This is a genomic window from Mesorhizobium sp. M0227 (assembly GCF_040321855.1).
Lineage (GTDB): Bacteria > Pseudomonadota > Alphaproteobacteria > Rhizobiales > Rhizobiaceae > Mesorhizobium.
In genome coordinates this window covers 394,955-408,889 of sequence record NZ_JAMYSJ010000001.1, presented here as the reverse complement: position 1 = coordinate 408,889, position 13,935 = coordinate 394,955, and the positions used below count along the sequence as shown (strand labels likewise).

The 13,935-nt window shown below is 63.9% G+C and carries 13 protein-coding genes; 11 read left to right on the top strand and 2 right to left on the bottom strand.

Going from position 1 to position 13,935, the window contains the following annotated elements:
- The first annotated feature begins 7 nt into the window (after positions 1-7).
- The 4 genes from NKJ00_RS01790 to NKJ00_RS01775 are packed head-to-tail and all read left to right on the top strand — an operon-like array spanning position 8 to position 4,878.
- Positions 8-847 carry an ABC transporter permease gene (locus NKJ00_RS01790; RefSeq protein WP_352628486.1) on the top strand — a complete coding sequence of 280 codons (840 nt, stop codon included), beginning with the start codon at positions 8-10 and terminating at the stop codon, positions 845-847.
- Positions 844-1,827, top strand: coding sequence for an ABC transporter ATP-binding protein (locus NKJ00_RS01785; RefSeq protein WP_023808848.1), 984 nt, complete (start codon positions 844-846; stop codon positions 1,825-1,827). The genes NKJ00_RS01790 and NKJ00_RS01785 overlap by 4 nt, the downstream gene beginning before the upstream one ends.
- Positions 1,824-2,801, top strand: coding sequence for an ABC transporter ATP-binding protein (locus NKJ00_RS01780; RefSeq protein ID WP_023808849.1), 978 nt, complete (start codon positions 1,824-1,826; stop codon positions 2,799-2,801). The genes NKJ00_RS01785 and NKJ00_RS01780 overlap by 4 nt, the downstream gene beginning before the upstream one ends.
- A 49-nt stretch (positions 2,802-2,850) precedes the next feature.
- The gene (locus NKJ00_RS01775) at positions 2,851-4,878 is read left to right on the top strand and encodes a CocE/NonD family hydrolase (RefSeq protein WP_352628483.1); all 2,028 of its coding nucleotides are present in this window, start codon (positions 2,851-2,853) and stop codon (positions 4,876-4,878) included.
- A 19-nt stretch (positions 4,879-4,897) separates the two neighbouring features.
- Here the strand turns inward: NKJ00_RS01775 and NKJ00_RS01770 are convergent, their stop codons facing one another.
- Positions 4,898-5,800, bottom strand: a complete 903-nt coding sequence (locus NKJ00_RS01770) for a LysR family transcriptional regulator (RefSeq protein ID WP_352628481.1) — start codon at positions 5,798-5,800, stop codon at positions 4,898-4,900.
- A 102-nt stretch (positions 5,801-5,902) separates the two neighbouring features.
- On the opposite strand from NKJ00_RS01770, the gene NKJ00_RS01765 reads away from it, so the two are divergent.
- From NKJ00_RS01765 to NKJ00_RS01755, 3 genes are all read left to right on the top strand, one after another.
- Positions 5,903-6,892, top strand: a complete 990-nt coding sequence (locus tag NKJ00_RS01765; RefSeq protein ID WP_023808852.1) for a zinc-dependent alcohol dehydrogenase family protein — start codon at positions 5,903-5,905, stop codon at positions 6,890-6,892.
- Between the two features lie 194 nt (positions 6,893-7,086).
- On the top strand, positions 7,087-7,386 hold the full coding sequence (locus tag NKJ00_RS01760; protein ID WP_023808853.1) for a TFIIB-type zinc ribbon-containing protein: 300 nt from the start codon (positions 7,087-7,089) through the stop codon (positions 7,384-7,386).
- Between the two features lie 68 nt (positions 7,387-7,454).
- Positions 7,455-8,441, top strand: coding sequence for a Tim44 domain-containing protein (locus tag NKJ00_RS01755; protein ID WP_128302361.1), 987 nt, complete (start codon positions 7,455-7,457; stop codon positions 8,439-8,441).
- 49 nt (positions 8,442-8,490) lie between these two features.
- Here the strand turns inward: NKJ00_RS01755 and NKJ00_RS01750 are convergent, their stop codons facing one another.
- A complete protein-coding gene (locus NKJ00_RS01750) occupies positions 8,491-9,591 on the bottom strand; it encodes a lactonase family protein (protein WP_352609314.1) in 1,101 nt (366 codons plus the stop codon).
- Positions 9,592-9,790: 199 nt separating this feature from the next.
- On the opposite strand from NKJ00_RS01750, the gene NKJ00_RS01745 reads away from it, so the two are divergent.
- Genes NKJ00_RS01745 through NKJ00_RS01730 form a run of 4 tightly spaced genes read left to right on the top strand, consistent with a single transcriptional unit; the run spans position 9,791 to position 13,884 of the window.
- A complete protein-coding gene (locus NKJ00_RS01745) occupies positions 9,791-10,342 on the top strand; it encodes a MaoC family dehydratase (protein WP_023808855.1) in 552 nt (183 codons plus the stop codon).
- Between the two features lies 1 nt (position 10,343).
- The gene (locus NKJ00_RS01740; protein WP_023808856.1) at positions 10,344-11,504 is read left to right on the top strand and encodes a CaiB/BaiF CoA transferase family protein; all 1,161 of its coding nucleotides are present in this window, start codon (positions 10,344-10,346) and stop codon (positions 11,502-11,504) included.
- On the top strand, positions 11,501-12,670 hold the full coding sequence (locus NKJ00_RS01735) for an extracellular solute-binding protein (protein WP_352628479.1): 1,170 nt from the start codon (positions 11,501-11,503) through the stop codon (positions 12,668-12,670). Before NKJ00_RS01740 ends, NKJ00_RS01735 begins: the two co-directional genes overlap by 4 nt.
- Positions 12,671-12,696: 26 nt before the next feature.
- Positions 12,697-13,884, top strand: coding sequence for an ABC transporter substrate-binding protein (locus NKJ00_RS01730; protein ID WP_023808858.1), 1,188 nt, complete (start codon positions 12,697-12,699; stop codon positions 13,882-13,884).
- The last annotated feature ends 51 nt before the right edge of the window (positions 13,885-13,935 follow it).

Here is a 13,935-nt window from a genome sequence, read left to right as displayed (position 1 = left end):
TCTCGGCATGATATGGCGCACCTTGCGCCGCATCATGCGCGAGCCGCTCGGCGCGATCGGCCTGACGCTGGTGACGGTCGTGGTGCTGTCGGCGGTCTTCGCCAGCCTCCTGACCAGCTATGCGCCGAGCAAGATATCGCCGGCCGAACGCTTCGCTTCGCCGAGCCTCCTGCATCTGCTCGGCACCGACCATCTCGGCCGCGATCTTCTCACCCGGGTGCTCTATGGCGGACGCGTCGCGCTTTTGATCGCGCTGGGCGCGACAGCGGTGTCGCTGGTTGTCGGCGTCGTGCTAGGGCTGATCGCAGGCTATGGGCCGCGCTGGCTCGACAATGTGCTGCTGCTGATCTTCGACGCCGTGAAGAGCTTTCCCACCGTTATGCTGGCGCTGACGCTGGTCACCCTGTTCGGCCCCTCGCTCTACGCGGTGGTGCTGGTGGTGATGCTGGTCAATGTGCCGGGTTATGCGCGCATCATCCGAACCCAGACGCTGGTGCTCAAATCGGCCGAACACGTCATGGCGGCGCGCTCGATGGGGGCAAGCGCCGGCCGCATCCTGCGTGTCCATATCCTGCCCAACATCATCGGCCCGATCCTGATCCTGATCTCGATGGACATTCCCGTGGTGGTGGCGATCGAGGCGGGCATGAGCTTCCTCGGGCTCGGCGTGCGGCCGCCGACGCCGAGCTGGGGTGCGATCCTCAATGACGGCTTCGCCAACATCCGCGATTCCTACTGGATCGTGATTGCCGGCGGCCTGCCGATCGTGCTGACCACGCTCGGCTTCACCTTCTTCGGCGAGACGCTAGGCGACCTCTTCGATCCCAGGCTGAAGGGACGCTCATGACGGTTCTCGAGGTCAAGGATCTGAGCGTCGCCTTCCACACCGAGGCCGGGCGACTGGAGGCGCTGAAGCAGGTGAGTTTTTGCGTGCCGGCCAACCGCAGCGTCGGCGTGGTCGGCGAATCCGGCTGCGGGAAATCGACGCTCATCAACGCCATTCTCGGCCTGCTCGCCGACAATGGTGAAATCACATCGGGCGAGATCATCTTCGAGGGCGACAAGGACCTTGCCCGGCTCGACCCGACCGCGATGCGCGGCCTGCGTGGCCTCAGGATCGCCACTGTGTTCCAGGATCCGATGGGCGCGCTCAACCCGGTGCTGTCGGTGGGGCGGCAGATGCGCGACATTCAGTATCGCTCGGGTCTGTCGAAGCGGGACAAGGATGCACGCTCCGTCGCCATGCTGCGCAAGGTTCGCATTCCCGATCCGGGAAGCCGGCTGACGCAGTTTCCACACGAGTTCTCCGGCGGCATGAAGCAGCGCATCGCCATTGCGATGGCGCTGATGATGGAGCCGGCGCTGCTGATCGCCGACGAGCCGACGACGGCACTCGATGCGACGCTGGAGGTGGCCACCATCGAACTGCTCAAGGATCTGCAGCGCGACATCGGCTGCTCGGTGCTGTTCATCTCGCATCATCTGGGCGTGATTGCCGAACTCTGCGACGAGATGATCGTGATGTATGCCGGCGAAGTAGTGGAGAGCGGCACGACCCGCGAGATATTCCACGATGCGCGTCATCCCTACACGCAGAAGCTTTTGGCTTGCGATCCCGCCCGGCTGTCGCAGCGGGTTGCTCGCCTGCCGACCATTGCCGGGACCTTGCCGGATTTGCGCCGCCGGCCGAGCGGCTGCGTCTTCCAGCCGCGCTGCGATCGCGCCGACGCCCAATGCCTGACGACGCCTCCCAGCGCAGTCCTCGGTGGGTCTCACATCGCCCACTGCTGGCATGCGGACATTCCCTTGGGAGCGATGAACGCATGAGCTCCGAAGACCTGCTCAGCGTCAATGATTTGCGCGTCGCGTTCCGCGCTGGCGGCCTGTCCGCCAGGCTCGCGGGGCGGGCCACCGAGATCGAAGCGGTCTCCGGCGTCAGCTTCACGCTTCAACGAGGCAGCACCTTCGCGCTGGTCGGCGAATCCGGCTCGGGCAAGACGACGCTGGCGCGCACGCTCAACGGTCTTCAGCCGGTGAAGGCGGGCACGATCCTGTTTGAAGGGCAGGAACTGCAAGGCCTGTCTAACACCGCCATGAAACCGGTGCGGCGGCGCATGCCGATGATGTTCCAGGATCCTGTGGGATCGCTGTCACCACGGCTCAGCGTGCGCTCGCTGCTGTCTGAGCCTTTCGTCATTCACGGCTTGTCCGATCGCGATCTCAACGCCGAAGTCACACGGCTTCTTGCGCTGGTCGGGCTGCCGCGCGATTTCGCCGACCGCTACCCGCACCAGCTTTCCGGCGGCCAAGCGCGCCGCGTCGGTGTGGCGCGGGCGATCGCTCTGGACCCGGTGCTGGTCGTCGCCGACGAGCCGACCGCCGGCCTCGACGTCTCCGTGCAGGGAGAGGTGCTGAACCTGCTCAACGACCTGCGCGACCGAATGGGCCTGTCGATGCTGATCATCACCCACAATCTGCATGTCGTGCGCCAGATCGCCGACCGCATGGCGGTGATGTATCTCGGGCGCTTCGTCGAGCAGGGTGAAACCGAAGCGATCTTCCGCGCGCCGCATCATCCCTATACGGCGGCCCTTCTGTCCGCCAATCCCGAGCCGGACCCAGATCGGGTGCACCAGCGCATCACGCTGCCGGCCGACGTTCCCTCCCTGCTGGCGCGCCCTTCAGGCTGCGAATTTCACACACGCTGTCCGCAGGCCCAGCGCTGCTGCGCGGTGGATGTCCCCATCCCGGTCGCGGTCGGAAACGGCCGCCTGACCTGCCATTTCCCGCTGAACACATAAGGATCGCCACCGGCGCAAGTTGTCGGCCGGGGCGTCGAGAGGAGCCGCCATGCAAGATATCCGCGTCGTCACCGATTTCCCGCGCAAAATCCGCGAGATCGAGAATTTGTGGATTCCGATGCCTGACGGCGTCAAGCTGGCGGCGCGTGTCTGGCTGCCGGAAGACGCGGAGGCCGATCCGGTGCCGGCGATCCTCGAATATTTGCCCTACCGCAAGCGCGACGGAACGGTGGAGCGCGATGCGCTGACGCATCCCTATTTTGCCGGTCACGGCTATGCCGGCGTGCGGGTCGACATGCGCGGCTCAGGCGACAGCGAGGGATTGTGCAAGGGTGAGTATCTGAAGCAGGAGCAGGATGACTGTCTGGCGGTCATCGAATGGCTGGCCCGGCAATCCTGGTGCTCGGGTAGTGTCGGCATGATCGGCATCAGCTGGGGCGGCTTCAACGGGCTTCAGGTCGCCGCGCGGCGACCGCCAGCATTGAAAGCGGTTGTCTCGCTGTGCTCCACGGATCATCGCTACAATGATGACGTGCATTATCTCGGCGGCGCCATGATGTGCGACAATCTGATGTGGGGAACCACCGCCTGGGCCATCGCCATGACCCCGCCCGACCCGTTCATTGTCGGCGATCGCTGGCGCGATCTTTGGGAGCAACGGCTGAACGGCAACGGCATCTGGATGCAGGACTGGTTCGAACACCAGCGCCGCGACGATTTCTACAAGCACGGCTCGATCTGCGAGGACTATTCCGATGTCGAAATCCCGGTCTATGCCGTCGGCGGCTGGGCCGACGGCTATCCCAATCCGATCTTCCGGATGCTGGAAAAACTGAGCGGTCCTCGCAAGGGCCTGATCGGACCCTGGGGCCACAAATATCCGCACTTCGCCATGCCCGGCCCGCGTATCGGCTTCCTGCAGGAGTGCCTGCGCTGGTGGGATCAATATCTCAAGGGCATCGACACCGGCATTGCCGACGAGCCGATGCTGCGCGCCTGGATTCAGGACCCCGCACGGCCGGCGGCGATCTATGACGAGCGGCCCGGCCGCTGGGTGGCGGAGCCGGCGTGGCCGGGACCAGGCGTTGGCGAAAAGGTGCTGAACCTTGCGCCGCATGTGCTGAGCGAGGCCAGGGGCGAAGATACGATCCTGGAGATTTCGTCGCCGCAGACGGCCGGCCTGTCGTCCGGCGCCTGGTGCGGTTATGGCGTCATGCCGACTTTGCCGGTCGACCAGCGCACGGAGGAAGGCAATGCCCTGATCTTCGAGACCGCGCCGTTGACCGAAGCCATCGAGATCCTTGGTTTCCCCGAATTCGAGGTCAGGCTCTCCTCTGACAAGCCCGTCGCCCTTCTGTCCGCCACGCTGTCGCAAGTGTTCCCTGAAGGTGCTGCCTCGCGCATCAGCTATGGCATCCTCAACCTGAGCCATCGCAACGATGATCTGGACATCGCACCCATGGTGCCGGGCCAGGCGGAAACGGTGCGCATCAAGCTGCGCTGCTGCGGGCAGCGTTTCGAGGTTGGCGAGCGTATCCGGCTGGCACTGGCGACATCGCATTGGCCCATCGTCTTCCCGACCGCCGAGCAGGCGACGCTGTCGATCCATTGCGGCGACAGCCGGCTGATCCTGCCGGTGCGCCCACCGCAGAAGCTGGACGACACGCTGGGGGCTTTCCTGGCTCCGGAAAGCGCTGTGCCGATGGAGCAGGAGGTTCTGGCCAAGGGCGACGGCTTTCAGCGCTCGGTGTCGACGGACCAGGTCACCGGCGAGACCGTCTATCAGGTCGTCAATGATGGCGGCACGGTGCGGCATCCACATACGCAGATGACCATTGCGGCGAGGCATGTCGACCGGTTCACCATCCACCCCGACGATCCGAACTCGGCGGTCGGCACCTGCACCTGGGAAAAGTCCTATGGCCGCGGCGACTGGCAGGCGCGCCTTTCGGTGAAGGCGACCGTGCGCGCGCTGCGCGATGTCTGGCGGATCGAGACCCACATCACTGCCCATGAGGGAGATGAAGTGGTCGTCGACCGCAGTGAGGTCAAGGAGTATCCGCGCGACCTCAACTGAAAGCGGCTGCGATTGGCAATCAGGCCATCGATCTCGGCAAGGCGGCAGCCAGCGCATCGACGGCCAGCCGCACCTTCAGCGGCAGATGCGGCGTCTGCAGCCAAAGGGCATGGCAGTCGTAGAGATATCGCGGCTGGTCCGGCAACAGTGCTACCAGCGCGCCGGCTTCAATGCGCTCGCGCACCAGCCACCAGGGCAGCCAGGCAAGCCCCATGCTCTCAACAGCCGCATCGGCGATGGCATCGAGATCGTCGAGCCGCAGCCGCCCGGTTGGCGTAATCTCCTGTACGGATTGCCCCTCGCGCGCAAACAGCCACGGCTGAACGACTTGGCCGAGCCGGCGGTAGACAATCGCCTGATGATCAGCGAAGTCTTCGATACGCTGCGGTTCGCCATGAACTCTGAGATAGGAGGGTGCCGCGCAGACGACCATGTCCTGGCGCGCGACGCGGCGTGCGATCAACCCCGCCTTGTCGCCCAGAGCACCGGTTCGAATGGCGAGATCGTATCCGTCTTCGGCAAGATCGGCGAAGCGGTCGGTGAGCGACAGGTCGAGCTCCAGCATCGGATATTGCCGCGCCAGCCGCAGCAGCACGGGTGCAACGCAATGGCGGCCGAAATGCGCCGGCATGGTGACCCGCAGTTTTCCACGTGGTTCGGAGAACTGGTCGGCGGCGAGCGCATCGGCGGCTTCGGCCTCGGCCAGCACCACCCGACAGCGTTCATAGTAAGCGCGCCCGAAGTCGGTCAGGCTTTGCCGCCGCGTGGTCCGATTGAGCAGCCGCACGCCCAGCCGCTCCTCGAGGAACCGCACATGCTTGCCAACCATTGGTCCGGACAGATCGAGTGCGACTGCGGCGGCTGCGAACGAGCCGAGGTCGACGGCCCTGACGAACACGGCCATGCTCTCAAGCCGATCCATATTCAAAACTCCTGGTTTCTACTGTTCTTCCCTTACAGCCATTTATCCCCGGCAAGCCTAGCTGCATAGCTCATTCGGTTCAGATGATTTGGAGTATCCCGAATGACACGCGTAGTTCGCTTTCACCAGCATGGTGGCCCGGAGGTTCTGCGCATCGAGGATGTCGCGCTTTCCCCACCGGGGCCGGGCGAAGTTCAAATCCGGGTCAAGGCACTCGGCCTCAATCGCGCCGAAGCGCTGCTGCGCGCGGGGGCCTATATCGAGACGCCGACGCTCCCCTCGGGGCTTGGTCTTGAAGCGGCGGGTGTCGTCGAGACTATTGGCGACGGCGTGAAGGATTTCGCGCCAGGTGACAGCGTCAGTGTCATCCCGCCGCAATCGATGATCCGCTGGCCGGCCTATGGCGATCTTGCCACCTACCCCGCCCGACTTGTCGTCAAGCATCCGCAGTCGCTTGACTGGCAAACGGCAGCGGCGGTCTGGATGCAATATCTCACCGCTTATGGCGCGCTGATCGACATCGCCGGGCTGCACAGCGGAGACGCCGTCGTCATCACAGCAGCATCGAGCAGTGTCGGGCTTGCGGCGATCCAGATCGCCAACAAGGTCGGCGCGACCGCGATCGCGGTGACGCGGACATCGGCGAAGATGCGGGCGCTGCTCGAGGCCGGCGCGGCCGACGTCGTGGCCTCGACGGAGGAGGATCTGGCGGCGCGATTGAACCAGATCGCCGGGCCGCGAGGCGTGCGCGTCGTGTTTGATGCGGTCGGCGGCCCGATCTTCGAGCCGCTGACGGCGGCCATGTCGCATAGCGGCATCCTCATCGAATATGGCGGACTGAGCCACGCGCCGACGCCATTCCCGCTGCCAGCGGTGCTGAGCAAGACGCTGACACTGCGCGGCTACCTCGTGCACCAGATCACCGGTAACCCGGTAAAGCTGGAGGCCGCCAAGGCGTTCATCGTCGAAGGCCTGCAGAGTGGGGCACTAAGACCGATCATCGACCGGACCTTTGCGTTCGACCAGATCGTCGAAGCGCATCGGTATCTGGAATCAAACGAGCAGTTCGGCAAAATCGTGGTGATGATTTGAGCGGAGTTGACAAACAAATCGTTCCTGGGGGCGATATCGCTCTTGAAGGCGCCGAGTTGCATTCCTAACTGTCTCACGCGGGCCGGGCCCCTCTGACTATCGCTTTTGGCGATCGTGATGTCGGACCGCTTTAACGGGCCCGTTTCCATGTTTTCGGTCAAGCGGGCTCAATCTTTTTCGGTTTGGAGCCCCGTATGACATCTTCTCTTCTTGGCATGACTTGCCCCTCCTGCCGCGTTGCGCTCGTGATGAGCGAACGCCAGGGTATCGAAATCGACTACTGTCCGCAGTGCCGCGGCGTCTGGCTTGATCGGGGAGAACTCGACAAAATCATCGAGCGTTCCGGCAGGGAAGCGGCGCCCGCGCCGCAGCCACAGCCGGCAGCATTCTCCCAGCCGCAACACGGCCAGGGCCGCGACGACGATTATTCCCGCTCCCACGGCCACCGCTATCCGAAGCGGAAGAAATCATTTTTCGAAGAGTTGTTCGATTGACCGCATGACGCCGGCACCCGGCGGCGGCTGAAAACTTCCGAAACCGCAGAGACAAAGGTTCATCTCCGATGACTTCCCGTACAAGCCGATTTGCAGCCCTCTTTGCAGGACTGTTCCTGGCGTTTTCGATGGTTGCGATAGACCATGCCGAGGCGCGCCGCGGCGGCAGTTTCGGCAGTCGTGGCATGCGCACGTTCCAATCGGCACCGCCGACCAGGACCGCACCGGCCCCGACCGCTCCAGTCGAGCGTTCGATGACGCCCAACACCGGTGCGAACAACGCGGCCCGGCAGCCGCAGGCCGGCCCGCAGAGGCCCGGCTTCATGAGCGGTTTCGGTGGAACGATGATGCGCGGCCTGCTGCTCGGCGGCCTGCTCGGCCTGCTCGTCGGCCAAGGCTTCGGCGGCCTGGCCGGCGTGTTCGGTTTCCTGCTTCAGGCCCTGCTCATCGGTGGCGCGATCATGCTGGCTATCCGCTTCTTCCGCTCGCAATCGGCGCGTGGTCCTGCGCCAGCGCTCGCCGGTGTCGGCAATGCCCAGGCTTCGCAATTTGAGAACCGCGCAACGGCAGGGCAGCAGACTGCAGGCTCCTTCACAATTCCCGGCTTTGGCGGTGGTTCGGGCGGAAGCTCTCCGGCCATCGGTTCTGATGAGATCACGCTGGCTCAGACCGACCTCGACGCATTCCAGCAGCTGTTGACCGATGTCCAGGAAGCATTCGGGCGCGAAGACCATGCCGCTCTGCGCCGGGCTGTTACCCCCGAAATGGTGTCCTATCTGTCGGAAGAACTGGCCGACAACGCCCAGAAAGGTCTCAGGAACGAGGTAACGGACATCACCTTGCTGCAGGCCGACGTCGCTGAAAGCTGGCGCGAGGATGACCGCGACTATGCCACGGCCGCATTGCGCTACGAGTCTCGTGACGTGACGCGCGAACGGGCCAGCGGCAAGGTCGTCGAAGGCGACGAAGACCATTCGACAGAGACGACCGAGCTGTGGACCTTCGTGCGTGAGAATGGATCGAGCTGGAAGCTCTCCGCAATACAGCAGGCTTGAGCCCGGCCGGTTTCGCCCGAGGCCTCGATGCGGATGTGGTTGCGGTCGTTTAGCGCACGATCTTGACGCACATCGGCGTGCCGATCTCGATGGCGCGCCCGGTGTCGATCAGCATGCCGCTGTCGGCGTCGCGCGCGAAGATCGAGATGCGGTCGGCATTCTGGTTGGCCGAGAACAAATGGCCGCCTGACGGCGTCAACGCCAGGTTGCGCGGCGTCGCACCGCCGCAAGGGACATAGCCGACCAGGCTCAGCGCGCCGGTGTTCTGGTCGACCGCCATGATGACGACGCTGTCATGGCCGCGGTTGGAACCGTAGACAAAGCGGCCATCCGGCGACATCTGGATATCGGCGCAATGATTGCTGTCGCGCGCCTCGGCCGGCACCGCCGGCTTTGCGTCGATGATGGACAGCTTGCCTGATGCCTCGTCCAGCGCCATCGAGACAATGGTCGAATCCAGCTCGTTCATGACAAAGACGAAGCGTCCGTTCGGATGCAACGCAAGATGGCGCGGACCGGCGCCCGGCGGCAGAGCGGATTCAGCGAGCTTGCTGAGCTCGCCATCTCGCCCGATGCGGTAGGACACCAGCCGGTCGATGCCGAGGTCGGCGACGATAGCCATGCCACCACCGGCAATGGTTTCGGTGACGCTGTGGGCATGCGAGCGTTCCTGCCGCGCCGCATTCGGGCCGGTGCCGGAATGCGATACGCTGGCCAGCGGCGCCGACAGCGCGCCGTCCTTTTCGAAACCATAAACCGCCACGGCACAATCCGGACCGCCCTCGCCCATGCCATAGTTGGCGACCAGCAGCCTCGTCCCGTCGCGGGTGATGGTGTTGTGGGCGGTGATGCTGCCGAGCGACGGCTGCTTGTTCAGATAAATGAGCGTACCAGAAGCTCGATCGAAGCTGTAGGCGGAGACGGTGCCCTCGCGCCAGGTGAAGACTTCCGAATTGGCATAGATGTGCGAGCCGTCTGGCGTCACCGACAGGAATGTCGGATTGTCGACATCGTTGGTCTCGGCCAGTTTTCGTGTTTCCAGCGTCGTCTCGTCAAAGCTGTAGACGCCGAGACCGACGCCCCGAGCGCCCTGAAAATACGGCGCCTCGCGGTTCAGGCTGCCGACAAAGACCAGACAATCCTTGCGCATGATTTCCTCCCCTGCCCGCCTGCGCTTCGGCGCGCGGGAGCAGCCAAAATTTCGCCTGTTCACGCTTGCAACGCAACCCCATATGTGAAAATACTATTTACAAAAGAAGATTGACGGGAGGAGACGTCTTGCATTTCGACGCCTTGATGCGTTTTCCGGCAGCTGTGACGTGCCCCATACAAGGCTGGCGGTGCCGGCCATGAACGATTTCGCGCCCACCGTCGGTGTCGCCTCGACGCATCCCAAGAACATGCCTGGGGATCACGCCGCGCTGCCGGTGTGGAACGCCGAAAACTGGTTCTATGAGGATTGGCCGGTCGGGCAGAAGATCCGCTCGTTGCGACGGACCATGGCCGAAGGCGATAGCCATTTGTTCAACACGCTGGTGCTCGACATCCACCCCTATGTGCAGGACCAGATATTTGCCGAGAGCGAAGGCGTTTTCGGCAAGCGGCTGATCGCCGGCGCCTTTGTCTTCTCGGCTGGCCTCGGCCTGGTCGCCACCAATTGCGTCAACGCCTTTTCCTATGGCTACGACAAGCTCCGTTTCATAAAGCCTGTCTTCATTGGCGACACGATCTATTCGATCCGCTCCAACCTCGACAAGAAGCCCCGCTACAAGGAGATGGGGCTGATCCGCGCCAGCTATGAGGTTTTCAAGGGCGAAGGCGAGCTCGTTCTCTATTGCGAGCATCTGCAGACGGTGAAGTACCGCAACCCGGCCGACTTCGTCGGCAAGACGGAGAAATAGCATGCCGGCAGCAGCCGAATTGCCGCTCGCCGGTCTCGTCGTCGTCGACATGAGCCAGTTCCTGTCGGGCCCGTACTGCTCACTCAGGCTGCTCGATCTCGGCGCCCGCGTGATCAAGATCGAGCGTCCGGATGGCGGCGACCTGTCGCGCCGGCTCTATCTCAGCGACACCGAGATCGGCGGCGATTCCACCATCTTCCACGCCATCAACCGGGCCAAGGAAAGTCTTGCCATCGACCTCAAGAACGAGGCCGATCTCGAAGCGTTGCGCGGCCTCCTGGCCAGGGCTGACGTGCTGATCCAGAATTTCCGGCCGGGCGTCATCGAACGGCTCGGCCTGGACTATGAAGCGGTCCGCAAGATCAACCCGCGGCTGGTCTATGCTTCGATCAGCGGCTATGGCGAGGATGGGCCATGGGTCAAACGGCCCGGCCAGGATCTCTTGGCGCAGGCGCGTTCCGGCGTGATGTGGCTGAACGGCGACGAGGATCAGGGACCGGTGCCGTTCGGCCTCGCCATCGGCGACATGCTGGCTGGTGCCGCCTGTGCGCAGGGCATTCTGGCCGCACTGGTGCGGCGCGGCATCACCGGTCAGGGCAGCCATATCGAAACCAGCCTGCTGGAAGCGCTGGTCGATTTCCAGTTCGAGGTGCTGACGACGCATCTCAATGACGGCCGCCGGCTGCCCAGGCGCTCCAGCTTCCGCAGCGCGCATGCCTATCTGTCGGCGCCTTACGGTGTCTACCCGGCCAAGGACGGCTATCTCGCCATCGCTATGACGCCGATCCCCAAGCTGGCCGACCTCTTGTCGCTCAGCGAGTTGGCACCCTATCGCGACAAGCCTGCATCGTGGTTCACCGCGCGCGACGACATCAAGGCGATCATCGCGCAGCGGATCGCCACCAAAACCATCGACGAATGGCTTGATATCCTCGAGCCGGCCGACATCTGGTGCGCCAAGGTACTGACCTGGCCCGAGATGCTGGCAAGCGAGGGGTTTCAATCGCTCGATATGCTGCAGACGGTGACGCGCGAGGATGACGTCTCGATCCTCACGACGAGTTCGCCGCTCCGGGTCGATGGCATCAGGGCCAAGGTCGATCGGGCGGCGCCGCGCATCGGCGAGCACAGTGCCGCCATCCGCGCGGAGTTCGGCCTGTGAGCGTGCCCAAGCTCAAAGGCATGACCTGGAGCCATCCGCGTGGCTACGATCCGATGGTCGCCTGCTCGGCGCTGTGGCAGCAGAAGACCGGTATTGCCATCGAATGGGACAAGCGCTCGCTGCAGGATTTCGAATCCTTCCCGGTCGAGGAACTGGCGCGCGCCTGTGATCTCATCGTCATCGACCATCCGCATGTCGGCCAGATCACGGCCGAAGGCTGCCTGGAGCCGCTGGATGTCGCCGGACGCGAGGCGGAACGCACGGCCCTTGCCTCGGGCAGCGTCGGCCAGTCCTATCCGAGCTACAACTGGCAAGGACGGCAATGGGCTTTCCCGATCGATGCGGCAACCCAGGTCCAGGCATGGCGGCCGGATGCGATCGAGGCGCCACCGGCGCGCTGGAGCGAGGTGCTCGATCTCGCCCGGCAAGGCCGTGTGCTGCTGCCGCTGCGGCCGCCTCACGTGTTGATGGTGTTTTACACATTCGCAGGCAATCTCGGCCGTCCTTGCACCACCGATCCATCCCACGATCTCATTGATGTTGACGCCGGTAGCGAAGTGTTTGAAGCAATGCGCGAGATTGCAGCGCTCGTTGATCCGGCTTGCTTGGAGATGGATCCGATTGCCGTCTCGGAGCGCATGGCGGAGGCCGGTTCCAGGTTCGTCTGCGCGCCACTGATCTATGGCTATGTTTCCTATGCGACGACTGGCTTTCGGGCGAACCGGCTGGCCTTTGCCGATGTTCCGGTCATCGGTTCCGGCGGCCCGATCGGTTCGGCGCTCGGCGGCACCGGCATAGCCGTATCAGCCTTTTCCAAAGCCAGGGATGCCGCGATCAACTTTGCCTATTGGGTCTCGAGCGGCGATGTCCAGCGCGGCGCCTATGCCGCCGCCGGCGGCCAGCCCGGCCATGCAGCGGCCTGGGAAGATCAGGCCGTCAATGAAGCGACCGGCAATTTCTACCGGGACACGCGCGCGACACTGGCGGGTGCATGGGTGCGGCCGCGCCATGACGGCTACATGGCGTTCCAGCAGGCCGCGTCCGAACGCATCCTTTCCGGCATGACCTTCCGGCATCAAGCCCGACAGGTCGTTGCCGATCTCAATCGCCTGTTTCGGGAGAGTTCCCCGGTGCAGGTGTCCGGCGCTGCCGGTGGAGGAGCCTGAACCAAACCGAACGGAGGAGAACAAGAATGACAGGAATGATCCGCGGCCTGCTGGCCGCAACGGCGCTTGCCTCGCTTGCAACGGCCGCCTTTGCACAGGATGTGCAAGGCGTCATCGGTGGACTGCCGACCGAACTCAAGGCGCAGTATGACGGAGCGCCCCAGAAGGTATTGCCTTCGGCCTGGGAGAATTTCAACGCGCCGCCAAAGCCGTGGAAATGGTGCCACTCGGAATCCTACCAGGGCAACCCGTGGCGGGTCACGGTGACCAAGGAGTTGAAGCGTCTTGTCGACGGGCTGATCGCCGACGGCACCGTCTCCAGCTTCGAGGTGTCGGATTCCAACAATGATGCCAGCCAGCAGATCAACCAGATCCGCGCCTTCATCGACAAGAAATGCTCTATCATCACGTCGGTGCCGGGCTCGGCGACGGCGCTCGACGATGCCATCGACGCTGCCGCCAAGGCCGGCATTCCGTTCATCACCGCCGCCGGCTCGGTGACCAGCCCGAACGCCATCAATGTCGATTCCAACTATGCGCGCTGGGGCTATGACATGATGACGGCGATCGGCAAGGCGCAGCCGGACGGCGCCAGCATCCTTCTGGTCGAAGGCATCGCCGGCCACCCGATCGTGGTCCAGGAACGCCAGGGCGCGGACAAGGCGCTGGCGGAAAATCCGAAGCTGAAGATCTCGCGCAACGTCAACGGCAACTGGACAGCCAACGTCACCAAGACCGTGGTGCTGCAGGCGATCGCCACCAACCCGGCGCCGATCGATGCGGTGTGGACGACAGGCAGCGAAAGCCGCGTCGTCGCCGAAGCCTTCGCGGAAGCCGGCCGGCCGGCGCCATTGATCACCGGCTCGATCACCGGGGACGCGCTGGGCTACTGGAAGGCCAACCCCGACAAGTACCGCTTCGAAGGCCATGCGGTGCTGCCGCACTGGACCGCGCAAACACTGTTCCGCGTCGGCGAGCGCATGCTCGACGGCCAGAAGCCGAAGCTGAACACGCTGCTGATCCCGATCCCGCCTGTCCACACCGCCGATCTCGGTGCCTGGTACAAGGACTGCATGACGACGGATGCCGTGTCGATCTTCCCGATCCCGCCGAAAGATCCGATGCCGGAGGAATGGCTCGACGCCTATTTCTCGAACCCGGCGCCGACCAAGGGCTGGGATTATTCGAAGGTGCCCGATGCCTGTGCAAAGTGACGCCTGCTAGTCTCTCAGCAGGCCGGCTCCTTTCAGGGAGCCGGCCTGCCA